General features: G+C 64.5%; 20 protein-coding genes. 6 read left to right on the top strand and 14 right to left on the bottom strand.

Features of this window, described 5'->3' with window-relative positions; genetic code table 11:
- Positions 1-110 precede the first annotated feature (110 nt).
- A complete protein-coding gene (gene rimO, locus CSC94_RS17360; RefSeq protein WP_099307633.1) occupies positions 111-1,424 on the top strand; it encodes a 30S ribosomal protein S12 methylthiotransferase RimO in 1,314 nt (437 codons plus the stop codon).
- 96 nt (positions 1,425-1,520) lie between these two features.
- Complete coding sequence (locus CSC94_RS17355) at positions 1,521-2,636, top strand: acyltransferase family protein (protein ID WP_099307632.1); 1,116 nt, start codon at positions 1,521-1,523, stop codon at positions 2,634-2,636.
- Positions 2,637-2,714: 78 nt separating this feature from the next.
- On the opposite strand, the gene CSC94_RS17350 is transcribed toward CSC94_RS17355, so the two are convergent.
- The 6 genes from CSC94_RS17350 to pcsA all read right to left on the bottom strand — a co-directional run bounded on the left by CSC94_RS17350 (position 2,715) and on the right by pcsA (position 9,296).
- The gene (locus tag CSC94_RS17350; protein WP_099307631.1) at positions 2,715-3,794 is read right to left on the bottom strand and encodes a BMP family ABC transporter substrate-binding protein; all 1,080 of its coding nucleotides are present in this window, start codon (positions 3,792-3,794) and stop codon (positions 2,715-2,717) included.
- Between the two features lie 53 nt (positions 3,795-3,847).
- Positions 3,848-4,816 carry an ABC transporter permease gene (locus tag CSC94_RS17345; protein WP_099307630.1) on the bottom strand — a complete coding sequence of 323 codons (969 nt, stop codon included), beginning with the start codon at positions 4,814-4,816 and terminating at the stop codon, positions 3,848-3,850.
- Entirely contained in the window at positions 4,809-5,894 is a 1,086-nt protein-coding gene (locus CSC94_RS17340; RefSeq protein ID WP_099307629.1) for an ABC transporter permease, read from the bottom strand. Before CSC94_RS17340 ends, CSC94_RS17345 begins: the two co-directional genes overlap by 8 nt.
- Positions 5,894-7,465, bottom strand: a complete 1,572-nt coding sequence (locus CSC94_RS17335; protein WP_099307628.1) for an ABC transporter ATP-binding protein — start codon at positions 7,463-7,465, stop codon at positions 5,894-5,896. The genes CSC94_RS17340 and CSC94_RS17335 overlap by 1 nt, the downstream gene beginning before the upstream one ends.
- Positions 7,466-7,569: 104 nt before the next feature.
- The gene (locus CSC94_RS17330; RefSeq protein WP_099307627.1) at positions 7,570-8,547 is read right to left on the bottom strand and encodes a quinone oxidoreductase family protein; all 978 of its coding nucleotides are present in this window, start codon (positions 8,545-8,547) and stop codon (positions 7,570-7,572) included.
- A 2-nt stretch (positions 8,548-8,549) separates the two neighbouring features.
- Complete coding sequence (pcsA, locus tag CSC94_RS17325) at positions 8,550-9,296, bottom strand: phosphatidylcholine synthase (protein WP_099307626.1); 747 nt, start codon at positions 9,294-9,296, stop codon at positions 8,550-8,552.
- A 191-nt stretch (positions 9,297-9,487) separates the two neighbouring features.
- Here pcsA and CSC94_RS17320 point away from each other — a divergent pair, with 191 nt between their 5' ends.
- The gene (locus CSC94_RS17320; RefSeq protein WP_099307625.1) at positions 9,488-10,735 is read left to right on the top strand and encodes a UbiH/UbiF family hydroxylase; all 1,248 of its coding nucleotides are present in this window, start codon (positions 9,488-9,490) and stop codon (positions 10,733-10,735) included.
- Here the strand turns inward: CSC94_RS17320 and CSC94_RS17315 are convergent.
- Entirely contained in the window at positions 10,673-11,635 is a 963-nt protein-coding gene (locus CSC94_RS17315; protein ID WP_099307624.1) for an AEC family transporter, read from the bottom strand. The two genes, CSC94_RS17320 and CSC94_RS17315, sit on opposite strands and share 63 nt — an antisense overlap.
- Positions 11,636-11,938: 303 nt before the next feature.
- On the opposite strand from CSC94_RS17315, the gene hspQ reads away from it, so the two are divergent.
- On the top strand, positions 11,939-12,271 hold the full coding sequence (gene hspQ / locus CSC94_RS17310; protein ID WP_099307623.1) for a heat shock protein HspQ: 333 nt from the start codon (positions 11,939-11,941) through the stop codon (positions 12,269-12,271).
- 80 nt (positions 12,272-12,351) lie between these two features.
- Here hspQ and CSC94_RS17305 read toward each other — a convergent pair whose 3' ends face one another.
- Positions 12,352-12,966 (bottom strand): invasion associated locus B family protein, encoded by a 615-nt coding sequence (locus tag CSC94_RS17305; RefSeq protein WP_099307662.1) that lies wholly within the window; start codon positions 12,964-12,966, stop codon positions 12,352-12,354.
- Between the two features lie 263 nt (positions 12,967-13,229).
- On the opposite strand from CSC94_RS17305, the gene CSC94_RS17300 reads away from it, so the two are divergent.
- On the top strand, positions 13,230-15,026 hold the full coding sequence (locus tag CSC94_RS17300) for an extracellular solute-binding protein (RefSeq protein ID WP_245408398.1): 1,797 nt from the start codon (positions 13,230-13,232) through the stop codon (positions 15,024-15,026).
- Complete coding sequence (gene mazG, locus CSC94_RS17295; protein ID WP_099307622.1) at positions 15,023-15,865, top strand: nucleoside triphosphate pyrophosphohydrolase; 843 nt, start codon at positions 15,023-15,025, stop codon at positions 15,863-15,865. Before CSC94_RS17300 ends, mazG begins: the two co-directional genes overlap by 4 nt.
- Before the next feature lie 24 nt (positions 15,866-15,889).
- On the opposite strand, the gene hflX is transcribed toward mazG, so the two are convergent.
- The 6 genes from hflX to CSC94_RS17265 all read right to left on the bottom strand — a co-directional run bounded on the left by hflX (position 15,890) and on the right by CSC94_RS17265 (position 23,586).
- On the bottom strand, positions 15,890-17,284 hold the full coding sequence (gene hflX, locus CSC94_RS17290; protein ID WP_245408400.1) for a GTPase HflX: 1,395 nt from the start codon (positions 17,282-17,284) through the stop codon (positions 15,890-15,892).
- Positions 17,285-17,287: 3 nt separating this feature from the next.
- Positions 17,288-17,530, bottom strand: a complete 243-nt coding sequence (gene hfq, locus CSC94_RS17285; RefSeq protein WP_099307621.1) for an RNA chaperone Hfq — start codon at positions 17,528-17,530, stop codon at positions 17,288-17,290.
- A gap of 137 nt (positions 17,531-17,667) precedes the next feature.
- Complete coding sequence (locus CSC94_RS17280; protein WP_099307620.1) at positions 17,668-18,531, bottom strand: D-amino-acid transaminase; 864 nt, start codon at positions 18,529-18,531, stop codon at positions 17,668-17,670.
- Positions 18,532-18,571: 40 nt separating this feature from the next.
- Positions 18,572-19,948 (bottom strand): Trk system potassium transporter TrkA, encoded by a 1,377-nt coding sequence (gene trkA / locus CSC94_RS17275; protein WP_099307619.1) that lies wholly within the window; start codon positions 19,946-19,948, stop codon positions 18,572-18,574.
- Positions 19,949-19,967: 19 nt separating this feature from the next.
- Positions 19,968-21,329 (bottom strand): nitrogen assimilation response regulator NtrX, encoded by a 1,362-nt coding sequence (gene ntrX, locus CSC94_RS17270; RefSeq protein WP_099307618.1) that lies wholly within the window; start codon positions 21,327-21,329, stop codon positions 19,968-19,970.
- The gene (locus tag CSC94_RS17265) at positions 21,319-23,586 is read right to left on the bottom strand and encodes a sensor histidine kinase NtrY-like (protein ID WP_099307617.1); all 2,268 of its coding nucleotides are present in this window, start codon (positions 23,584-23,586) and stop codon (positions 21,319-21,321) included. The genes ntrX and CSC94_RS17265 overlap by 11 nt, the downstream gene beginning before the upstream one ends.
- Positions 23,587-23,681: the final 95 nt, after the last annotated feature.

The raw sequence follows: 23,681 nt of genomic DNA, 5'->3' as shown, positions 1-23,681 counted from the left end.
TGCCCTCGACATCAATCCGGTCTATGCGCAGCGCCGTCGGCTGCGGTCTGGCCTGACGGCCGTTTTGCCGGCCTGCCGCCCTTCCTGCCCAAACGGACGAAGAGAGCCCCATGTCTGCACCACGCGTCAGTTTCGTTTCCCTCGGCTGCCCCAAGGCGCTGGTCGATTCCGAGCGGATCATCACCCGCCTGCGTGCGGAAGGCTACGAGATCGCCCGCAAGCATGACGGCGCGGACCTCGTGGTGGTCAACACCTGCGGGTTTCTCGATTCCGCCCGCGACGAGTCGCTGGGCGCGATCGGCGAGGCCCTGAACGAGAATGGCAAGGTAATCGTGACCGGGTGCCTGGGCGCCGAACCGGACGTGATCCGGGAACGCCATCCGAGCGTGCTCGCCATCACCGGGCCGCAGGCCTACGAGAGCGTCATGGCCGCGGTGCACGAAGCCGCCCCGCCGGCGCATGACCCGTTTCTCGACCTGGTTCCCGAGCAGGGCGTGAAGCTGACGCCGCGCCACTATGCCTATCTGAAGATCTCCGAGGGCTGCTCCAACCGCTGTTCGTTCTGCATCATCCCGCACTTGCGCGGCGATCTCGTGTCGCGGCCCATCGGTGACGTTCTGCGCGAGGCGGAAAAGCTGGTGAAGGCAGGCGTGAAGGAGATCCTCGTCATCAGCCAGGACACAAGCGCCTATGGCCTCGACATGAAATATGCCGAGAGTCCGTGGCAGGACCGGCAGGTTCGCACGCGCTTCCTCGACCTGGCGCGGGAACTGGGCGACATGGGCGTCTGGGTGCGGATGCATTACGTCTATCCCTACCCGCACGTGGACGAGGTCATCCCGCTGATGGCGGAAGGCAAGATCCTTCCCTATCTCGACATTCCCTTCCAGCACGCCAGCCCGGCGGTGCTGAAAAACATGCGGCGTCCCGCGCACCAGGAAAAGACGCTGGAACGGATCCAGCGCTGGCGGGACATCTGCCCTGATCTCGCCGTCCGTTCGACGTTCATCGCCGGCTTCCCGGGCGAGACCGAGGAGGATTTCTCCACCCTGCTCGACTGGCTGGACGCGGCGAAGATCGACCGGGCCGGCTGTTTCAAGTACGAGCCGGTGAAGGGCGCGCGCTCCAATGACCTTGGCCTCGAAGACGTGCCGGAGGACATCAAGGAGGCGCGCTGGAAGCGGTTCATGGAGCGCCAGCAGGGCGTTTCCGCACAGCTCCTGAAAAAGCGTGTCGGCAAGCGCCTTCCGGTCATCATCGACAAGGCGGAAGGAACGGTGGGCACGGGCCGCACCAAGTACGACGCGCCCGAGATCGACGGCGTCGTTCACGTCACGTCGCGCCGGCCGCTGCGCGTCGGCGACATCGTCACGGTCAGGATCGAGGCCGCGGACGCCTACGACCTGCACGGGACCGCCGTCTGAGCGGTTAACCCTGCCCGTTCACCCTGTCGCACGGATTTCCTGTTTCCTGGCCCGGACCGATGGCATTCTCCGGCCCGGAAACGGAGATGGACCCCCATGGCAGCACGGGATGAAACCGGGCGCGGCGCATCAGAGCGCATGGCATCGCTTGACCTGCTGCGCCTGTTCTCGGCGGTTGCCGTCGCCGGTTACCATTACCTGTTCCGCGGTTCGGCCGGCACACCGGCCTACCTCGACCACGGCGTCTCCACGGCCGCACCTGTCGCGATCTTCGGCTATCTCGGGCTGAACCTGTTTTTCATGATCTCGGGCTTCGTCATCGCCTGGTCCGCCGAGGGACGTTCGTTCACGGGTTTCGTCATCGCACGCTTTTCCCGGCTCTATCCGGGCTTCCTGGCTTGCATGACGATCACCTTCGTCGTCCTCCTGCTTGCCGGGGATCCGCGGCTGCCGGCCGGCGCCGGGCAATACGGGGCCAATCTGGCAATGCTGGCGCCGGCTTTCGGCCAGCCTTTCATGGACGGCGTCTACTGGACCATCATCCTTGAAATGGTGTTCTATTTCTGGGTTTCACTGGCCATCCTGTCCGGCCTGTTCTCCAGCCGGCGGCTGCTGCTCGTCGCGGCCTGGCTGGTCATCGCGATGATCAACGAGAGATGGCTTCAAAGCGGCGCCGTGCGCCTGGCGCTCATCACCGAATACGCGCCCTTCTTTGCCGGCGGCATTCTTGCCTATCACCTGGTCGCGCATCGTCGCGGCGGCGACGTTCTCATGCTGATGGCGGCGGCCTTCCTGATGGCGCTGAGCCACATGGCGGGCATGCAGGCCTGGATGCTCGAGCATTACGGAACGGCGCTCACGTCGCGCGAACTCGTCCTGGCCGGGATCGCGCTGCACCTGGTCTTCTGGGCGACGGTCATGGCGCGGCGGTTCGTTTCCCCGACGCCCCTGGTGCTGATGCTTGGCGGCCTGACCTATCCGCTCTACCTGCTGCACCAGAATATCGGCTACGTGACAATCAATGCGCTTGCCCCGTCCATCGGCGAGGCCGGCGCCCTGTCCGCCGCGTCGGTGATGGTGCTTTTGCTTTCGTGGTCGGTATGGCGGTTCATCGAGGCGCCCGGGCGCCGCTGGCTAGCCGGCCGGCTCCACGCGATGGCTTCTTATGCCTGGCGCTTTCTTCCGGCCGGCCGCACAACGGCTGCTTCCTGAGTTCGCAAACCGGTCAGAAACGACAGGAGCGCGGGACCGTCCGGCCCCGCGCTCCAGAAATGCTTCGATGCCGTGTCCTTACTGCGGCAGCTTGTCGTCGACGCCTTCGACGTAGAAGTTCATGCCGAGCAGCGTGCCATCGTCGGACACCTCGCCATCCTTCAGCCAAGGCGTGCCATCCTGCTTGTTGACGGGGCCGGTGAAGGGATTGAACTCACCCGACTTGATCTTCGCTTCGACGGCCTCGGCCTTGGCCTTCACGTCGTCCGGCATGTTGGTGTAGGGCGCCATCACGACTTCGCCTTCCGGCATGCCGGCCCAGACATCGACCTGTTCCCAGGTACCGTCGAGCACGGCCTTCACCCGCTTGATGTAATAGGGCGACCAGTTGTCGATGATCGACGTCAGCTGGGTCTCGGGACCGAACTTGATCATGTCCGAGGCCTGGCCGAAGGCCTTGATGCCACGCTCGGAAGCCACCTGCATGGGCGCGGTGGAGTCGGTGTGCTGGGTGATGATGTCGGCACCCTGGTCGATCAGCGCCTTGGCCGCGTCGGCTTCCTTGCCGGGATCGAACCAGGTGTTGGCCCAGACCACCTTGACCTTGAAGTCCTTGTTGACGGACTGCGCACCGAGCATGAAGGCATTGATGCCCATCACCACTTCGGGGATCGGGAAGGAGGCGATGTAGCCGGCCGTGCCGGCCTTCGACAGCGATGCGGCGATCACGCCCTGGACGTAGCGGCCTTCGTAGAAACGGGAATTGTAGGTCGAGACATTGGGATGCTCGCGCTTGTAACCCGTGGCATGCTCGAACTTCACGTCCGGGAACTTGGCGGCGACCTTGTTGGTGGCATCCATGTAGCCGAAGGACGTCGTGAAGACGATGTTGCAGCCGGAGCGGGCAAAACGCTCGATGGCACGCTCGGCGTCGGCACCTTCCGGCACGCTTTCCAGGTAGGCGGTCTCTACCTTGTCGCCGAGTTCCTTCTCGACGGCGAGGCGGCCCTGGTCGTGCTGGTAGGACCAGCCGAAGTCGCCGATCGGACCGACGTAGATGAAGCAGGCCTTGACCTTGTCCATTTGCGCCATGGCTGCGGTCGTCGCGGCAGCGGTCAGCGCCGTGGCCGTGGCGAGGGAGAGGATCAGTTTTTTCATGTGTTCAACCTCTTGAGTGTGAATGTCGCGGGGCTACCCGTCTTTTTTCTTGTCTAGCGGTCCGGCACGAACGGCCGCCCCAGCGAGGCCGGCGTGTTCATCATCGTCAGCCGCCTGTTCCGTGAGATAAGCACAAGCACCACCACTGTTGCCAGATAGGGCAGCGAAGAAAGGAACTGCGACGGCACGGATTTCACCAGTTCCGCGATCCAGAACAGCGGCGCTGGAAGGAATCCCAGCTCATTCAGGCTGATCGCCTGGATGTGAAGCTGGAGAATGGTGATGGCACCGAAGAGGTAGGCGCCGGCCAGAACCCGCCACGGACGCCAGGATGCAAAGACCACCAGGGCCAGCGCGATCCAGCCGCGTCCGGCGGTCATGTTTTCCACCCATTGCGGCGTATAGGCCAGCGACAGGTAGGCACCCGCGAGGCCGGCACAGCCACCGCCGAACATGACGGCAAGGTAGCGGATGCCGATGACCTTGATGCCCAGCGCATGGGCCGAACCGTGGCTGTCGCCCACCGCGCGCAAGGTGAGACCGGCGCGCGTGCGGAACAGGAACCAGGCGGTGGCGGCCGTCAGCGCGATGGAGACGTAGAACAGCGGATCCTGGCCGAAGAACAGCTTGCCGACATAGGGCAGGCTGGAAAGGCCGGGTATGCTGATCGCCCCCATGCGGACGCCCGGCATGCCGACGAAGGCCTCGCCGATCTGGCCGGACAGGCCTATGCCCAGCAGCGTCAGCGCCAGGCCCGTCGCTACCTGGTTGGTGACGAGCGTCAGCGTCAGAAAGCCGAAGAGAAGCGAGAAGGCCGATCCGGCGATAATGGCGGCAAGCGCGCCCAGCCAGGGCGATCCGGTGGAGAGCGCAACGCCGAAGCCGGTGACCGCGCCGATCAGCATCATGCCCTCGACGCCGAGATTGAGAACCCCGGAGCGTTCGACCACGAGTTCGCCGATGGCGGCAAGAAGGAGCGGCGTCGCGGCGGTGGCGACCGTCAGGAGGATGGCCTCAAGCACGATTTGCCTCCCCGGCGCCGCGCACGATGCGGACGCGATAATGGATGAGGGTGTCGCTCGCCAGGACGAAGAACAGGAGCATGCCCTGGAAGACGCGCGCGGTCTTGTCCGATATCTGGAGGGATATCTGGGCCGCCTCCCCGCCGAGGTAGGTCAGCGCCAACACAAAGCCGGCGACGATCACGCCAAGCGGGTTCAGACGGCCGAGAAAGGCGACGATGATGGCCGTGAACCCGTAGCCGACAGACAGCTTCTCGTTCAGGGCCTGGACCGCGCCGGAGACTTCCGTGATGCCGGCCAGGCCGGCGAGCGCGCCCGACACCAGGAAGGCAAACAGCGTCATGCTGCGGGGCGAGAAGCCGGCGAACCGGCCGGCACGCGGACTTTGCCCGAGGACGCGGACCTCGAACCCCTTCAGCGTGCGGGCGAGGATGAACCAGACGACGATGGCGGCGACGAGCGCGAACACGATGCCGATATTGGCGCGGCCGGAGGCGGGCAGGATTTCCGGCAGCAGCGCGTCGGCGTGGAAGGTGACGGTGCCGGGAAAGCTGAATCCCTCCGGGTTGCGCCATGGCCCGCGGACGAGCCAGTCGTTGAAGAGCTGGGCGACGTAGACCAGCATGAGGCTGGTGAGAATCTCGTTGGTCCCGAAGCGCATCTTCAGGACCGCCGGGATGCCGGCATAGGCCGCCCCCCCGATCATCGCGAGAAGGATCATGATCGGCAGGACCAGCGGCCCTGTGAAGCCCGGAAAGATCACCGGCAGCAGCGAGCCAAGAATCGCGCCGGTGATGAACTGGCCTTCCGCGCCGATGTTCCAGTTGTTGGACAGGTAGCAGACGCACAGACCCGTGGCGATGAGGATGAGCGGCGCCGCCTTGATGGCCAGTTCGTGCAGCGACCAGGTTTCGGTCAGCGGCTCGATGAAATAGGAATAGAGGCCGACGACCGGGTTCTTGCCGAGAAGAGCGAACATGATCGCACCGGCGAGGATGGTGAGGCCAAGCGCCACGAACGGCGACAGCGCGCTGAACAGCACGGAATGGCGCGGGCGCTTGACGAGTTCGATGCGCATCACAGGCCCTCCGCGTGGGCCGTCGCCTTGTGCCCGGGTTCGGCGCCGCCCATCAGCAGGCCGACGCTCTCATAGGTCGCCTCCGCGATCGGCACCGGACTCGACAGCGTTCCGTTGTGCATCACGGCGATGGCATCGGACATCTCGAACAGTTCATCGAGGTCCTGGCTGATGACGAGGACGGCCGAGCCGGAGCGCGCCAGCTCGATCAACGACTGTCGGATGCGGGCAGCAGCCCCGGCATCGACGCCCCAGGTCGGCTGGTTGACGACCATGACGGCCGGCCGCCGGTCCAGTTCGCGGCCGATGATGAACTTCTGCAGGTTGCCGCCCGAGAGTGCGGCGGCTTCCGGGTCTTCGCCGCTCTTGCGAACATCCATCTCCTGGACGATACGCCGCGCGCCCGCCGTAAGCGCGCCGTAGCGGACCGTGCCGAGCGGGCCGAGATAGGTCCGGCTGTCGGTGGCGTGCCGCGACAGCAGGAGGTTCTGCGACAGCGGCAGGCCGGGCGCCGCGCCATGGCCAAGGCGTTCCTCCGGCACGAAACCGGCACCCAGTTTCCGGCGCGCCGAGATGGAAAGCTGCCCGGCGTCCGTGCCGCGAATGCGCACCGCGCCTGCCTCCGGCTGCCGTACCTCGCCCGAGACCGCCTCGAAAAACTCGCCCTGGCCGTTGCCGGCAACACCGGCGATGCCGATCACCTGACCGGCGCGCACCGACAGGTCGATGTTGCGCAGCGGAACGGAGAATGGCGTCGCCGCCGGGCGGGACAGGCCGCGGATATCGAGCAGGGCTTCTCCGTCGCCGCCGGCGTGGTCCGGCCGCGAAACGGCCTGGACTTCCTCGCCGACCATCATGCGGGCCAGCGATGCAGCCGTCTCGTCGCGCGGATTGCAGTGATCGACCACCTTGCCGTGGCGAAGAACCGTGGCGCGGTCGCACAGACGCTTCACCTCTTCCAGCCGGTGCGAGATGTAGAGGATCGACTTGCCCTCGTCGCGCAGGCGTTCCAGCGTTTCGAACAGCTTGTCGGCTTCCTGCGGGGTCAGGACCGATGTGGGTTCGTCGAGAATGATCAGTTCCGGCTTCTGAAGCAGGCAGCGGATGATCTCGATGCGCTGGCGTTCGCCGACGGACAGGTCGCCGACGAGGGAATGGGGATCCAGCGGCAGTCCGTAATCCCGCGACAGCTTGCGCGCACTCTCGGCAATCTGGGCGATCGGCGTCGACCTGTCGAGGGCCAGCGCGATGTTCTCGGCAGCCGTCAGGGCCTCGAACAGCGAGAAATGCTGAAATACCATGCCGATGCCAAGCTGGCGGGCCATGCTGGGCGAGGTGATCGCCTGCGCCTCGCCCTTCCAGCGGATCGTCCCGGCATTCGGTTCTAGCGAACCGAACAGCATTTTCACGAAGGTCGACTTGCCGGCGCCGTTCTCCCCGAGCAGGGCGTGGATTTCACCCTTGGCGATGGAAAGGTCCACGCGGTCGTTGGCGACCAGCGACCCGAAGACCTTGGTCAATCCCTCGACATCCAGAAGACGCCTGTCATCGCCTGCTACCGGATCGTTCAAACGGCCCTACCCCTCGCAAATCCCAACCCAGCCAGTCTAAACGGCACTCCCGTGTTCTTTAGCCCTGCCCGATTTGAAACAGCTTCAAGGTTTTGCGCAACAAATCAAGGGATGAGAACGGTTGTCCCCGTGGTCTTTCGGCCTTCCAGATCACGATGGGCCCGGGCGACATCCTTGAGGTCATAGCGCTGGTTGATGTTGATGGTGACGATGCCGCGCGAGACGAGATCGAACAGTTCGCCGGCTGCCTGTTCCAGGTCCTCGCGGGCCGCGACATAGGTGAACAGCGTCGGACGGGTGGCGAACAGCGAGCCCTTCTGCGACAGGTGCGCCAGGTTGAACCCCTCGATCGGACCGGACGACTGGCCGAAGGATACGAACAGGCCGAAGGGCTTCAGGCAGTCCAGCGATCCGGGATAGGTATCCTTGCCCACCGAATCGTAGACCACGTCGCATTTCTTGCCGCCGGTCAGGCGGGCCACCTCGGCGACGAAATCCTGGTCGCGGTAGTTGATCACCTCGTCATAGCCATGGGCAAGCGCCAGCTCGATCTTGTCGGGCGAGCCTGCGGTGCCGATGACGTTGGCGCCCAGATGCTTGGCCCACTGTCCGGCGATCAGGCCGACACCGCCGGCCGCGGCATGAAACAGGATCGTTTCGCCCGGCTTGACCGCATGGGTACGGCGCAGGAGATACCAGGCGGTCATGCCCTTGAGCATCATTCCCGCGGCCTGGTCGTCGCTGACGCCATCGGGGATCCGGACGAGCCGGTCGGACGGGATCACCCGCTTTTCCGCGTAGGCACCAAGGCCGGCGGCATAGGCCACGCGGTCGCCCACGGCCACTTCGCTGACACCCTCGCCGATGGCCTCGACGACGCCGGCGCCCTCGTTGCCCGGAATGAAGGGCAGGCCGGCCGGCGCCGGGTAGAGGCCGGTGCGGAAATAGGTGTCGATAAAATTCATGCCGATAGCCGTATGACGGATCAGCGCCTCGCCCTTGCCGGGCGTCGGTGTCTCGACGTCGTCGTAGCGAAGAACGTCGGGTCCGCCGGTTTCGTGAACGCGAACAGCCTTGTGCATGATCACTGGCTCCTTTTGCCGAAATTTGGGAACAACTGCATGATGGCACCGATCCAGTAGAGGTAGAGGCCGGTCGCGGTGATGCCAGCCTTGACCCATACGCTCGCCTGCATTTCCTGGACCAGCGCGATCACGCCGAAGGCGCACCAGGCCAGGAAGACCGGCAGGTTGATCTCGCGCAACCGCTTGACGCGCACGGGATGGAGGAAATTGATCGGCAGGAAGGTGAGAACGGCGGAGAAAACGACGGCCGCAAAGGACGTCCACTCGCCCGGTTCGATGATGAACAGCGTGAAGACAAGCATGTTCCAGACGACCGGGAAGCCCTTGAAAAAGTTCTCCTTCGTCTTCATCGACGTGTCGGCGTAGTAGACCGCGCTGGAAATCACGATGATGGCGGCCGACAGGAACGACAGTCCCTCGCCCATGAAGCCGCGATTGTAGAGGGCAAAGGCGGGAATGAGGACGTAGGTGACATAGTCGATCACGTTGTCGAGCATGTCGCCCGACCAGGTCGGCAGCACCGATTTCACCTGCAGCTTGCGCGCCATCGGCCCGTCGATGCCGTCGACGAACAGGGCCAGCCCGAGCCACAGGAACATGGCCGTCCATCGCTCCTCGGCGCAGGCGACGAGCGACAGGAACGCCAGGAAGGAACCGGAGGCGGTCAGCAGATGAACGGAGAAGGCCTTGGCCTGCGGCCAGGTCACCTTCTTGCCGGTGGGGCGGCTGAAAAGCGGTCGTTTCATCCGCGCTCCGCTCGTGCCGACGATTGCTTGGGCAACATGTCCCCTCCCCTTATCCAGGCGGACCCTAGTCCACGCGCATACACGCGAACAAGACCAATGTCACTCTCTACCCTGCATTGCCGACGACGGGGTGGTGCCATATACCCTCTCTCGAATGCCAGTGTCGTCGCACGGGAGTGAATGGACGGACCATGAGGGAATGCGGGATCATCGTTGTCGGCGCCGGACCTGCCGGAATGGCGGCCGCGCTTGCACTGGCCGAATCCGGGCGCCAAGTCTGCCTCGCAGGCCCGCCGCCACGGCCGGATGACCGGCGAACGACGGCGATCATGGCGCCGGGAATGGCGTTCCTTGCTTCTCTCGGCGTTACGTTCGAAGCTGGCGAAGCGGCGCCGCTGCGCGTCATGCGTATCGTCGATGCCACGTCGCGGCTGGTTCGCAGTCCCACCGTCGCCTTCCGGTCGGCGGAAATCGGCGAGGAGGCGTTCGGCTGGAACATCACGAACACAGTGCTCAACCGCCGTCTATCGGAGGCTGTCGCGAAAAGCGGCGCGATCGAGCGGATCGAGAAACCGGTGCTGGCGTGGGCCACGGATCCGGAGGCCGTGACGATCACGCTGGACGGCGGAGAGGTCCTCGTCGCGAAATGCGCGGTGGCGGCCGACGGCCGGTCTTCCGGCGGACGCGAGGCTGCCGGCATCCGTGTTCATTCCCGGCCATTGCCGCAGGTTGCCCTCGTGACGACGTTCCGTCACGCCATCACGCACGAGGATACGTCCACCGAACTGCATACCGAGCATGGCCCGTGCACGCAGGTGCCGCTGGCCGATCCCAACCGGTCAAGCCTGGTCTGGGTGACCAGCCCGGACGAAGCGGACCTCCTTGCCTCGCTCGACGAGGCGTCCTTCTGCCTGGCCGTCGAACGGCGGATGCATTCCATGCTCGGCAAGGTTTCGGACCCCGGTCCGCGCCAGACTTGGCCGCTGTCGACGGGACTGCCGGCGCGATTCGCCGACAAGCGGATCGCCCTCGTCGGCGAATCGGCCCATGTCTTCCCGCCGATCGGAGCGCAGGGACTGAACCTCGGCTTGCGCGATGCAAAGGACCTGGTCTCCTGCCTGCGCAACGCTTCCGACCCGGGTGCGCCGGATGTCCTGAACGCCTATTCGGCGCGCCGGCGGCCGGACGTGCTGGCGCGGGCCGGTGCAGTCAATGCGCTCAACACGGCGCTGCTGTCCGATTTCCTGCCGGCGCAGATGGCGCGCAGCGCGGGTCTCGGCCTGTTGCGGGCGCTTTCGCCGCTGCGAAGCTTCTTCATGCGCGAGGGCATGGCGCCCGGCAGCGGCTTCCGGCGAATGGGTACGGAGATCCGTTCCCTAGGGAAAGAGGTCGGCGGGAAGATATCCGCCCGTGACAAGCAGCAGCAGTCCGGTCACTGAAACGACCGAGATGGTCGTGGTCACGAGGATCGTCGCCGAGGCGCGTTCGATCCAGACGCCATATTGCTGCGCGATGACGAAAACGTTCGTCGCGGTGGGCAGGCCTGCCAGCAGCACGGCCGACCAGACCCAGACAGGATCGAAATTGCCGATCCAGCTGAGCGCGATCCAGCAGATCAGCGGATGGACAATGAGCTTGAGCGGCACGATCAGCCCGATCTCGGAGGGAATGCGCTTCAGCGGTCGCAAGGCCAGCGTCACGCCCATGACGAACAGCGCGCAGGGAGCGGCGGCATTGGCAAGATATTGCAACAGCCGCTCCAGCGGCACGGGCGGGGTGAAGTGAGCCGCCGCCGCGCCGACGCCGACGATCGTCGCCAGGATGAAGGGATGCAGCGCGATCTTGCGGAGGACACCGATCGCGGTTTGCAATGGCGGTTCGTTGGTGCCGCCGGCGAGCCCCATCATCAGCGGGGCAATGGCAAAGTGCAGGATGTTTTCGAAACAGAAGATGAGGGCCACGGGAACCGCGGCCTCCTGCCCCAGTGCGAGCAGCGCCAGGCCCGGCCCCATGTAGCCGATGTTGCCATACGCGGCCCCGAGCCCCTTGATCGTGCTCTCGGCGATCTCGCCGCGGGAGCGGATGACCGAGATGACGAACATGAGCGCAAAGATCGTGTAGGTGGAGAAGACGGAGCCGAAGATATATCCCCACTCGGTCAGTTTCTCGATCGGTGTCTTGGAGAGAAGCTGGAAAAACAGCGCCGGCAGGGCGATGTAGATGATGAACGTGTTCATCCAGCCCAGCGCCTCGACCGGCTGGCGGGTGATGCGTGCGACGACGAATCCGAGAAGAATCAGCCCGAAGAATGGCAGCACGAGGCCGATGACATTGCTCATGGATTGACTGTGGCCGTCCGTGGCTTTGGCAGGTGACAGGTGAAGCCGGAAGTCTCCCAGCCCGGGAGATCTCCATGCCTCCCATACACAAGCAGGCCGACGGCGTCACGCCATGCCGGGCGGAAATTCCTTGTCCGACGGAAAAGCGAATGCCGTCCGGCGGTTCAGCGATGGTTCATCCATCCAATGCTATCCTGGCATCATCTGCCAGGTCCAGCGCACGGCTCACAGGCCTTCATCCCGGGAGGGATTGAACGATTGCGTCAGGATCCCACATAAGGGTTTCGGGAGTACGTGGAATCCATGAGCAAGATCAACGAAGCCAAGTTCCAGATCGGACAGGTCGTGCGTCACCGGTTGTTTCCGTTTCGTGGCGTGGTCTTCGATGTCGATCCGGTCTTTGCCAATACCGAGGAATGGTACGAGGCGATCCCGGCCGAAATCCGGCCGCGAAAGGATCAGCCTTTCTATCACCTGTTCGCCGAGAATGCCGAGACCGAGTATGTCGCCTACGTGTCAGAACAGAACCTGCTGCCCGACGAGACCGGCGAACCGGTGCGCCACCCCCAGGTCCAGGAATTTTTTGCCGGGATGAGCGACGGGCTTTACGTGCCGCGCGAAGCCAGCATGCACTGACCGGTCGCAAGAGATGAACCGGTAGAACGAAAAACGGGGCCGCAAGGCCCCGTTCCGCATTCTGTCGATGGAAGGCAAACTCAGTTCGACTTCGCCTTGTCCTGTTCGGCCTGGAGCTTCTTCTGGAACTCCTCCTGGCGCTTGGCGATCTCTTCCTGCAGCTTCTTCTGGCGCTCTTCGTAGTCCGACTGCTTGATCGGCTCGCCGTCGTAGGCCTCGGTGAAGCCGGAGAGGGTCACCTTGACCGGGGTCGGCTGGTTCTGGAAGTTCACCGCGGTGATGGTGAGCTCGCCGCCGCGCTTGAAGGAATTGATGATCTCGTCGGTCAGCGGTGCTTCGGCAATGCAGCTCGGCGACGGCTGGATCGGGCAGATCACGTAGTCGAGCTTGGCGGTCTTGCCGCCGTCAATCTGCAGGCCGATGCCGGGCGGCAGGATGCGCATGGGCGGAACCGTGATCTGGATGATCCGGCGCTGGGCCTTGCCGCTCAGTTCGATCAGCGAAATGCCGACGAGGAGCTGTCCGGTCTCCTTGGCCGCCTTGATGAACTGCACGTTGCAGACATCGCTGTCCTTCTGCTTCTGGCAGAGCTTGAACCAGCCCTCGGGAATATCACGCTGCTGGGCAGATGCGGGCGTTGCAGGCGCCATGCCAGCGAGGGCCAGGGCGAAAGCTGCAAGGGTCAGCTTCTTCATCATGTCTTTCCTCTTAATCCACAGGCGACCTCTCGCCGCCGCCAGCTGCTCTGGTGTTGCCCAAATAAGGCAAATACATGTCGCCGGAACAATGTTGGCCAACATGGGTATTCGCGCGGGTGTTACACCGTGGCGCGTCCGAGGGCAAGCATCGAAGGGAGGCGGAAGGCGCGCAGCCGGTGCGGCGACAGACATTGAGCCGCCGGACATGCATGCTACCTTCCTGAACGAATCAAGCCGTCCACCGCCAACGGGGCCGTCCCATGCCATTCCAACGCCTAGTCCTCGCCCTGGCCGCCATTCTCATGCTGACAGGCGCCGGGCGCAGCGACCCGGTTCACGCGATCTCGATGCACGGCGCCCCTGCCCTGCCCGAGGGGTTTGACCATTTTCCCTATGCCAACCCGGAGGCGCCCAAGGGCGGGCGCATCGTCTATGCGGTGCGCGGAACGTTCAATTCACTCAATCCCTTCATCGTCCAGGGCGACGCGGCGCGCGGCCTTTTCGACCAGGAGTTCGGCTACAACGTCTTTGAAAGCCTGATGGCGCGGTCGCGCGACGAGGCCTTCACGCTCTATCCGCTGATCGCCCGGCAGGTCGAGACCGACGAGGAGCGCACGTTCATCGAGTTCACGCTCGACGAGAGCGCCCGCTTTTCCGACGGCACGCCGATCCGGGTCGAGGATGTTCTCTTCTCGATGAAACTGATGCGGGAAAAGGCGCGCCCGCTGTACCGGCGCTGGCTCGATGGCGTCGATGCCATCGAGAAGACCGGCGAGCACAAGGTACGCTTCACTTTCAACGACAAGGCCGACCGCGAGCTGCCGCTGCTGCTGGCGCTGCTGCCCATCCTGCCCGAGAAGACGACCGATTTCGACACGTTCGACAAGTCGTCGCTGAAGCCGATGGTGGCGTCCGGCCCCTACGTGATCTCGGCGGTCGATCCCGGCCAGTCGATCACGCTGAAGCGCAATCCCGACTACTGGGCGAAGGATCTCCCGTCGAAACGCGGCTTCGACAATTACGACGAGATCCAGATCCTCTATTTCCGCGACGAAAGCACCATGTTCGAAGCCTTCAAGAAGGGCCTCGTGGACGTGTTCGTCGACAGGGACCCGATGCGCTGGCAGAGCGAATACGATTTCCCCGCCGTCACGAACGGGCGCGTCGTCCGGTCGGAGTTCGACGAAGGCCTTCCGTCCGGCATGCTCGGCTTCGTGTTCAACACGCGGCGTCCGCTGTTTGCCGACAAGGCGCTTCGCGAAGCGCTTTCGGGTCTTCTCGACTTCGAGTGGATCAACCGCAACCTGTTCAACGGCGCCTACACGCGCACCAAGAGCTTCTTCGACGGATCAGCGCTGGGATCGCACGGACGCCGGGCAAGCGAGGAGGAGCAAGCGCTTCTTGCGCCCTTCCCCGATGCGGTCGAACCGGCTGCCATGGACGGGACGCTCGAACCGCCGGTTTCGGACGGGTCCGGCCGCGACCGGACCTTCATGCGTCACGCTTTCAACATCCTGAAGCAAGCGGGCTACAGACTTGAGGACCGGCACCTGCTGACACCGGAAGGGAAGCCGGTTCGCTTCGAGATCCTGCTGCGCGGCAAATCCGGTGATGCGCTGGCATCGGCCTGGCGCCGGACGCTCGGCATGCTGGGTATCGAGGCCGAGCTGCGAAGCGTCGATGACGCGCAGTACCAGCAGCGTCTGCAGACCTACGACTATGACGTGATGATGCAGTTCTACTACTCTTCGCTGTCGCCCGGCGCCGAACAGATCGGCCGGTGGGGTTCGGCGTCACGCGACCTGCAGGGCACCTACAATTTCGCCGGCGTCGCCAACCCGGCCATCGACGCGATGATCGATGCCTTCCTCAAGGCGCGCGACGAGGACGATTTCGTCACCGCGGTGCGCGCCTATGACCGGGTCCTTCTCTCCGGTCACTACCTGGTGCCGCTCTACCACCTGGAAGGTCAGCGCGTGGCGCACGCCAGCGCGATCCACCACCCCGACAAGACGCCGGTCTACGGCTACCAGCTCCAGACCTGGTGGCGGCAATGAGCAATCCGCTGACGCCCGGACCGTCGCGCCGGATTGACGGCCTCATCGAAATCATGGCCGCGCTGCGTACGCCGGTGACGGGCTGCCCGTGGGACCTGGAGCAGGATTTCGCTTCCATCGCGCCCTATACCATCGAGGAGGCCTACGAGGTCGCCGACGCCATCCAGCGCGGCGACCTGCTGGACCTGCGGGATGAACTGGGCGACCTGCTGCTGCAGGTCGTCTTCCATTCGCGCATGGCCGAGGAAGCCGGCGCGTTTTCCTTTGCCGATGTCGTCGAGGCCATCAGCAGCAAGATGATCCGGCGTCATCCGCATGTTTTCGGACAGGGCGATGCCGAGGATGCCGCTGCGGTCAAACAGACATGGGAGGAGATCAAGGCAGGGGAGCGCGCCGAAAAGCGTGCCGAACGGCTGGCAAAAGGCCTCGATCCGGAGCCGGGCGGCAAGGGATACCTCGACAGCGTTCCGACCGCACTGCCGGCACTGACACGGGCGCTCAAGCTGCAGCAGCGGGCCGCCCAGGTGGGTTTCGACTGGAAGGATGCCGCGCCGGTTCTCGCCAAGATCGAGGAGGAGATCGGCGAATTGAGGGACGCGCTTGCCAGTGGCGACACCGCCCATGCGCGAGAGGAGTTCGGCGACGTGCTGTTCGCGCTGGTCAACCTCGGCCGGCATCTCGGCCTCGACAGCGAAGACGCCTTGCGCGGAACCAACGACAAGTTCACGAACCGCTTTCACAAGGTCGAGGAAAGCCTGGAAACTGCAGGCCGTTCGCTCCTGGAGGCGGATCTCGAAGAGATGGAGCGTCTCTGGCAGGAGGCCAAGGCCACCGATTGAGTCACCGGCGCCAGTGGTCGCGGTTCAGTCCTCCCAGGGCTCGCGCATGCGGCGCCCGTGGATACGGTCAAGCAGTTCGTCTGCGGCCGCCTGCGGCACGCTGAGTTCGAGGCTGACGCCGCCGTCATCCAGATCCTTGCGGGCCAGGACGGTGGCGTGGCGGTAAACCCAGTCGACCAAGGGCATCTGGTCCGGCCGCAGGGTTACCGACAAGGAACGCAGCTTGCCCGATATCCTCGTCTCGATGGCAGCCATGAGACCGTCCACGCCCTCGCCCGTGATCGCGGATACGGGAACGGGGCGCTCGATGGCATCGCGCGACTGTGCATCCTCCTGGAGGTGGATGCGGGCGGCCGCATCGAGGTTGTCGATCTTGTTCCAGACTTCCAGGACGCGTCGGCGGTCGCCAGGGTCGAGGCCGAGGCTGCGCAGGATTTCCTCGACGTCCTCGGCCTGGGCCGCCGTGTCGGGGTCGGAAATGTCGCGCAGGTGCACAACGAGATCGGCTTCCAAGACCTCTTCCAGCGTGGCGCGGAAGGCGGCCACGAGGTGAGTCGGCAGGTCGGAGATGAACCCGACCGTATCGGACAGGATGATGATGGCGCCGTGGGGAAGCCTGACCCGGCGCAACGTCGGATCGAGGGTGGCGAAGAGCATGTCCTCTGCCATGACATCCGCCCCGGTCATGCGATTGAACAGGGTCGACTTGCCGGCATTGGTATAGCCGACGATCGCCACGACCGGATAGGGAACCTTCTTGCGCTTGGCGCGGTGCAGGTCACGCGTGCGGCGCACCGTCTCCAGTTCGCGCTTCAGCTTGGTGATCTTCTCCTGCAGGATACGCCGGTCGGCCTCGATCTGGGTTTCACCCGGACCGCCGAGGAAACCCGCGCCGCCGCGCTGACGTTCCAGGTGGGTCCAGCTGCGCACCAGCCGGCCGCGCTGGTATTCCAGGTGGGCCAGTTCGACCTGCAGCACGCCTTCCTTGGTGCGGGCGCGACGTCCGAAGATTTCAAGGATCAGTCCCGTCCGGTCGAGGACCTTGGCACCCAGTTCCCGTTCCAGGTTGCGCTGCTGCACGGGCGTCAGCGGATGGTCGACGACGACCAGTTCCACGCCGTTGTCCTTGACGAGACCGGCGAAGCCTTCGATCCGGCCCGTTCCTAGCAGCGTCGCCGGACGCGGCTGTGCCACGGTGACGATTTCGGCATGGACGATTTCCAGGTCGATGGCACCGGCCAGACCGCAGGCTTCCTCGAGTCGGGCTTCCGGTGTCCGGCGCAGACGCGGCCGCGTTGTTCCGTCCGCCTCGCGCCTGTCCTGCTGGCGCGTCAGAACCGGCACGATGACAAGCGCGCGCACGCCAAGGCGCACACCGTCGTCAGGCCCGCCGGACAGTCCGTCTGACAGGGACTGGATCAATCAGGAGCCACTCTCTTCGCTTTCGAACATCTGCACGGGCTGGCTCGGCATGATGGTCGAAATGGCGTGCTTGTAAACAAGCTGGGAGTGCCCGTCCCGGCGCAACAAGACGCAGAAATTGTCAAAGGAAGTCACGACCCCGGTCAATTTCACCCCGTTGATCAAGAAGATTGTCAGCGGGTTCTTGTTCTTGCGGACGGTGTTGAGAAAGAGGTCTTGGAGGTTCTGTGAGCGTTCAGCCATATTCTTCTTTCACCGTATCATTCTTGTTGGACCATCCGGGGGCATCATTACCGGCGACCGGTATCATCTCGTCAAGGGAAGACGGCTGACCTAGCAACACACAAGAAACAGTCGACCCTCTCCGAATACTGCGGTTATCAAACCATGGTCTTCTCTGCAATGTCAAAGAAGGCTTTGCGCAAGGAAAGTGCTATCGAACCGGGCATCCCGTTGGCCACCTGCCTGTCGTCGATCTGCACGACCGGCATCACCAGCGTGGTGGCGGCGGTGATGAATGCCTCACGGGCGGCCTGCGCCTCTTCCACGCTGAACGGCCGCTCCTCGATGGCGAGACCCAGCGATGCCGCGACATCGAAGACCGTGGTACGGGTCACGCCGCGGAGAATGCCGAACTCGGCCGGCCTCGTAACCAGGATGCCGTCCTGGGTCACGATCCACGCATTGGTCGCCGCGCCCTCGGTCACGAGGCCGTCATCGTCGACGAACCAGGCTTCAGCGGCACCGGCCTCGCGGGCGGCCTGGCGTGCCATCACGTTGGGAAGCAGGCCGATGGTCTTGATATCGACCCGTTCCCAGCGGTTCTCGGGAACGGTGATGACCGAGATTCCCTTCTCCGCCTTCGCCATTGCGGCGGCCGGGCTGGTCTTTCGCGCGGTCAGGACGAGGGACGGACGGACCATCGGCACGGGAAAGACATGATCGCGCGGCGCCACGCCACGGGTCACCTGCAGGTAGACCATGCCGTTTCGCACGCCATTGCGGCGAACCACCTCGCGCATGACCACTTCCAATGCGCCCCGGCGCATGGGCCAGGCTATGTCGAGTTCATGCAGAGACCGGTCGAGGCGGTCCAGGTGCCGGCTGATGTCGATGATGAAGCTGCGTGCGACCTCGCAGACTTCATAGACGCCGTCGGCGAACTGGTAGCCGCGATCCTCGACATGGACCACCGCTTCGCGGTGCGGAACATAGCGGCCGTTGACGTAGGCAATGCGGGGCATGAGTGGCGTACTCCGACTCGAAAATTGGATGCAGCGTCGATCAGAAGAACTCGAGGCTGACGCGGAACATCTGCTCGACCTGCTTGACGGCCCGCTGCAGCGCGAAGATCACCACGCGGTCGCCGGGCCGGATCCGGACATGGCCACCCGGCTTGAGCATCTTGCCGTCGCGCCAGATGGCGCCGATTCGCATTCCGTCCGGCAGGTCCAGGTCCCTCAGTTCCGCGCCGACCAGCGAGGAGGTCTCCAGCGCTTCGGCCTCGATGATCTCGGCAGCGCCGCGCTGGATGGTGTGGACCGCGCGGATGCGGCCGCGGCGGACGTGCTGGAGCACGCGCGAGATGGTGATGTTGCGCGGGTTGACGTAGGCATCGATGCCGAGCGTGCGGGCGAACTCGTGGAAACCCGGGTTGTTGATGAGGACGAGGTTCGACTTGCAACCGAGCCGCTTTGCCATGGCCGATGCCAGGATGTTGACCTGGTCGTCATTGGTCAGGCCGACCATGAGATCGGCGTCGGAAATGTCGGCTTCCATCAGCAGGCGCTGCTCGAGCGCGTCGCCATGCAGCACGACGGTGCGGTTCAGCTGGTCCGCGATCTCGATGGCCCGCTCACGGTTGTTCTCGATGATCTTGACCTTGGCATGGGCCTGGCGTTTTTCCAGCGTCCGGGCCACGAAAAGGCCGATGTTGCCGCCGCCGACGATGACGATGCGCTTGGCTTCGGGCTCCTCGTGACCGAACAGGCCGAGCGTGCGCTTCACCTGCCCTTTCTCCGTGACGACATAGGCCAGGTCGCCGGCCGCCAGCTGGTCTGCCGAATGGGGAATGAACACCCTGCCGTCGCGGGAGACACCGACCACGGTGGACGGCAGGTCGGGGAACAGCTCGGTGAGCTGCGCCAGCGGCGTGTTGATGACCGGGCATTCCTCCATGCACTCGATGGCCACCATGACCACGTTGCCCTCGGAAAAGCGCACGATGTCCGTGGCGCCCGGCAGCGCGATGCGCCGGAGCACCATCTCGCCGACTTCCACCTCCGGCGAGATGATCACGTCGATGGGCATGTGATCGCGCGAAAACAGGTCGAGGTAGTGCTTCTGCAGGTAGGACTGCGAGCGGATGCGGGCGATCTTGGTCGGCACGTTGAACAGGGAGTGCGCCACCTGGCAGGCCACCATGTTCACCTCGTCATGCAGGGTCACCGCGACGATCATGTCGGCCTGCTCGGCGCCGGCGGCTTCCAGCACTTCCGGGTGCGAGCCATGGCCGATGAAGCCGCGCACGTCGAGCGTGTCGCGGACCGCGCGGATCAGTTCGGGCGAGGTGTCGATGACGGTGACGTCGTTTTCCTCGGCGGCCAGCCGTTCAGCGATGCCATAGCCCACGCGGCCGGCTCCGCAGATGATCACACGCATGAATGGCCTCCGCCCCTTGTCAAACGCCCAGCGACTTCAACTTGCGGTGAAGCGCGGACCTCTCCATACCAATGAATTCGGCGGTGCGCGAGATGTTGCCGCCGAATCGATTGATTTGTGCAACGAGATAATCGCGTTCGAACATCTCCCTGGCCTCGCGCAGCGGCAGCGCCATGATGTGCTGGTCGGTCTGGCTCGGGGTCCGCGGCATCATCTCGCCGATCTCGGCGGGCAGAAGGTCGGCCGTGATCGGCGCCTCCGGATTGTCGCCGCGGGCCAGGATCATCAGCCGCTCGACATTGTTGCGCAACTGGCGGACGTTGCCCGGCCAGTTGTGCGCCTGGAGCACGGCCATGGCGTCGTCGCCGATGCGGCGCGGCTTGATGCCGGACTGGCGGGCAATCTGGGTCACGAAGTAGTCCACCAGGTAGGGAATGTCCTCGCGCCGGTCGGCCAGCGGCGGCACGTTGACCGGGACGACGGCGAGCCGGTGGTAGAGGTCCTCCCTGAACAGGCCTTCGGCGATCATGGCCTCCAGGTTACGCGCGGTCGAGGAAATGATCCGCACGTCGACCCTGACGCGGCGGGTGCCGCCGACGCGTTCGAACTGCTGGTCGATGAGCACACGCATGATCTTGTTCTGCGTCTCGCGCGGCATGTCCGCGACTTCATCGATGTAGAGGATGCCGCGATGGGCTTCCTCGAGGGCGCCAACCTTGCGCTCGGCGCCGTTCGATTCGGTTCCGAACAGCTCGATTTCCATGCGCTCCGGCGTAATGGCCGCCGCGTTGATGGTCACGAACGGCGCATTGACGCGGCCGGACTGGCCGTGGATCGCGCGGGCAACGGCTTCCTTGCCTGAGCCGGACGGCCCGACGATCATCACGCGGCTGTTCGTCGGCGCCACGCGCTCGATCGTCTGGCGCAATTGCATCATCACGTTGGAATTGCCGACGAGATCGAAGGAATCGGTCGAGCGCTTGCGCAGTTCCGAGACTTCCCGCTTCAGTTTGGACGTCTCAAGGGCGCGCTCGGCGATCAGGATCAGCCGGTCGGACTTGAACGGCTTCTCGATGAAATCATAGGCGCCACGGCGGATCGCCGAAACGGCCGTCTCGATGGTGCCGTGGCCGGAAATCATGACGACCGGCAGGTCGGGATGCATCTTCTTGATCTCGTCGAGCAAGGCCAATCCGTCGAGCCTCGAGCCCTGGAGCCAGATATCGAGAAACACGAGGCGCGGCACGCGCTCCGAGATTGCCGCCAGCGCGCTGTCGCTGTCATGGGCAGTGCGCGTTTCGTGGCCCTCGTCCTCGAGGATCCCCGCCACCAATTCGCGGATATCCGTTTCATCGTCGACGATCAGGATGTCAGACGCCATGGTCCACCTTCCGGTCTTTTTCCTGTTTTTCCCCTGACCCGCCGGCGGACGGCGCGCGCGGCGCATCCCCTGCAGGCAGAATGATCTGGATCATCGCGCCACGGCCATCATGGAACGAGGCCGGTGCATCGTGAAGGCTCAAGGTTCCGCCGTGGTCCTCGATGATCTTGCGAACGATCGCCAGGCCCAGACCCGTGCCCTTTTCACGCGTCGTCATGTAGGGCTCGAGCAGCCGCTGGCGATTCTCCCGCGGAAGGCCGCGGCCATTGTCGATGACATCGATGACGATGCGGCCGTTTTCAAGGCGTGCATCTACGCGGATGACGCCTTTCAGGCCCGGCGTGTCCAGCATGGCGCCATCGATCGATTCGGCGGCATTCTTGACGAGATTACCGACGGCTTGGGCCATCAGCCGGTTGTCGAAGCGGCCCGGCAAAGGGGTCTCCATGAAATTGCGCTCGACGGTGATCTCGCTGCGCGACACCTCGACCAGGAAGGAGGCCTCCCTGAGGGCCTCGCGCAGGTCGGTCTCTTCCATGGACGGCTTCGGCATGCGGGCAAAGGCCGAAAACTCGTCCACCATGCGGCCGATGTCGCCGACCTGGCGGATGATGGTGTCGGTACACTGGTCGAAGACCTCGCGATCCTCGGTGATGACCTTGCCGTAGCGGCGCCTGATCCGCTCGGCGGAGAGCTGGATCGGCGTCAGCGGATTCTTGATCTCGTGGGCGATGCGGCGCGCGACGTCAGCCCAGGCGGAGGTGCGCTGCGCCGTGACCAGGTCCGTGATGTCGTCGACGGTGACGACATAGGCATTGTCCTCCTCGTCGGAGTCCTCGACCGTGATCTGGACGTTGAACGTGCGCTCCACGCCGTTGCGGTAGAAGGCGGTCTGTTCGCGCCAGACCGGTCGGCCGGAATTGCGTGCGATCTCGAAGACCTGGCCGATATGCGGCAGGATTTCCGACAGGTTCTTGCCTTCGACATCGGCCGACAGCACGCCGAGCATCTGTTCGCCGGAGCGGTTGACCAGCGAAATGGAGCCATCGAACTGCACGCCGATGACGCCTGCGGTAACGCCGGAGAGGACTGCCTCGGAGAAGCGCCGGCGGTCGTCGATCTGGTCCTTGGCGGAGAGGAGTTCGTTGCGCTGGCTTTTCAGCTGGGCGAGCATCTTGTTGAACGTGTCGCCGAGCGAAGCCACGTCGCCATCGGTGATGCGCACGGGCACGCGCACGTCGAGATTGCCGGTCGAGACCTCGTCGGCCGCGCCGATGAGCTGGCGGATCGGGCGGACCAGCCGGTCGGCCACCGCGATGCCGGTCCAGATCGCCGACAGGACGACGACCAGCGTCACGCCGAGGTAGAGCAGCGCGAACGCAATCTGCGTGGACGTGCGGTTGTTGGCCAGCCCCTGGTATTCGGCGACGTTCGCCGCCACGATCTGGCGGGCCTTGATGACCTCCGGGTCGACCAGGCGGACCGTGTAGAGAAACAGCTTGCCGTCGTCTAGGTCACGCAGCTTGATGACGCAGCCGACGAGGTTGCGGAACCTCGGCGGGATCAGCACGGGGCGGCCGTCCTTGGCCTGCTCGATAACCTCCGGGAAGGCTTCCGGCATCGGGAAGTCGGCGCCGGTCTGGGCGCTCATCACGAAGGCGCCCTGCTCGTTGATCAGCGCGGCATGGGCCAGCGCCCGGCCATTGGCCTGCTCGGTCAGGAACTTGAGGAAACCACCCTTGTCGAGGTCAAACAGAAGGCGGTTCTGGTCGAGGTCGCCGGCCATGGAGAGGGTCGTGCCCTGCAGGCTGCCGGCGTTTTCGCGGATATAGGCCTCGGCGATGGACAGCGAGGAATTGATGATCGCGCGGGTGCGGATCTCGAACCAGCGGTCGAGGCCGATGTCGAGTGTGATGGAGGCGACGATGGCGACGAGGATCGCGGGGATGGCCGCAACGACGGAGAACAGGGCCACGATGCGGACGTGGAGGCGCGAGGCCGCCTTGCCGATCCGGCGCGACTGGATGATGCGAATGGCCTCGCGCGCGATCAGGATGATCAGCAGGAGCACCAGTGCCGCGTTGACCGCGATGAGAACGAGCGTCGTCGCCTCGTCGGGCTTGATGGGCGTGAGACCCATCAGGATGACAAAGGAAACGACCGCCACGAGGAGCGCGGCAATGACCGTGAAAACGCCCGGCAGGGCGAGCAGCCTGCGCCCCTCGCCCGGCGTCATGCCATCCTGTTGCTGCGCCATGCGATCAAGCACGTGAAACCGTCCACCGTTCCGGATCGGCCTGATTGGCCGAGCGTGTCTCTATTGCAACGCAATGTGGCGATTCTGCAACAAAA

Origin of the sequence: Zhengella mangrovi (genome assembly GCF_002727065.1) — a bacterium.
Classification (GTDB): domain Bacteria; phylum Pseudomonadota; class Alphaproteobacteria; order Rhizobiales; family Rhizobiaceae; genus Zhengella; species Zhengella mangrovi.
The sequence above is the reverse complement of the archived record's forward strand: the minus strand, read 5'-3'. Positions and strand labels throughout refer to the sequence as shown.

Excerpts from the sequence above, each read along its gene's own strand:
- CSC94_RS17355 (WP_099307632.1), top strand. The coding sequence starts at position 1,521 with ATGGCAGCACGGGATGAAACCGGGCGCGGCGCATCAGAGCGCATGGCA.
- CSC94_RS17305 (WP_099307662.1), bottom strand. The coding sequence starts at position 12,966 with ATGAAGAAGCTGACCCTTGCAGCTTTCGCCCTGGCCCTCGCTGGCATG.
- CSC94_RS17315 (WP_099307624.1), bottom strand. The coding sequence starts at position 11,635 with ATGAGCAATGTCATCGGCCTCGTGCTGCCATTCTTCGGGCTGATTCTT.
- CSC94_RS17330 (WP_099307627.1), bottom strand. The coding sequence starts at position 8,547 with ATGCACAAGGCTGTTCGCGTTCACGAAACCGGCGGACCCGACGTTCTT.
- trkA (WP_099307619.1), bottom strand. The coding sequence starts at position 19,948 with ATGCGTGTGATCATCTGCGGAGCCGGCCGCGTGGGCTATGGCATCGCT.
- CSC94_RS17265 (WP_099307617.1), bottom strand. The coding sequence starts at position 23,586 with ATGGCGCAGCAACAGGATGGCATGACGCCGGGCGAGGGGCGCAGGCTG.
- CSC94_RS17300 (WP_245408398.1), top strand. The coding sequence starts at position 13,230 with ATGCCATTCCAACGCCTAGTCCTCGCCCTGGCCGCCATTCTCATGCTG.
- CSC94_RS17350 (WP_099307631.1), bottom strand. The coding sequence starts at position 3,794 with ATGAAAAAACTGATCCTCTCCCTCGCCACGGCCACGGCGCTGACCGCT.
- pcsA (WP_099307626.1), bottom strand. The coding sequence starts at position 9,296 with ATGAAACGACCGCTTTTCAGCCGCCCCACCGGCAAGAAGGTGACCTGG.
- ntrX (WP_099307618.1), bottom strand. The coding sequence starts at position 21,329 with ATGGCGTCTGACATCCTGATCGTCGACGATGAAACGGATATCCGCGAA.
- hspQ (WP_099307623.1), top strand. The coding sequence starts at position 11,939 with ATGAGCAAGATCAACGAAGCCAAGTTCCAGATCGGACAGGTCGTGCGT.
- rimO (WP_099307633.1), top strand. The coding sequence starts at position 111 with ATGTCTGCACCACGCGTCAGTTTCGTTTCCCTCGGCTGCCCCAAGGCG.
- CSC94_RS17280 (WP_099307620.1), bottom strand. The coding sequence starts at position 18,531 with ATGCCCCGCATTGCCTACGTCAACGGCCGCTATGTTCCGCACCGCGAA.
- hfq (WP_099307621.1), bottom strand. The coding sequence starts at position 17,530 with ATGGCTGAACGCTCACAGAACCTCCAAGACCTCTTTCTCAACACCGTC.
- CSC94_RS17340 (WP_099307629.1), bottom strand. The coding sequence starts at position 5,894 with ATGCGCATCGAACTCGTCAAGCGCCCGCGCCATTCCGTGCTGTTCAGC.
- mazG (WP_099307622.1), top strand. The coding sequence starts at position 15,023 with ATGAGCAATCCGCTGACGCCCGGACCGTCGCGCCGGATTGACGGCCTC.
- CSC94_RS17320 (WP_099307625.1), top strand. The coding sequence starts at position 9,488 with ATGAGGGAATGCGGGATCATCGTTGTCGGCGCCGGACCTGCCGGAATG.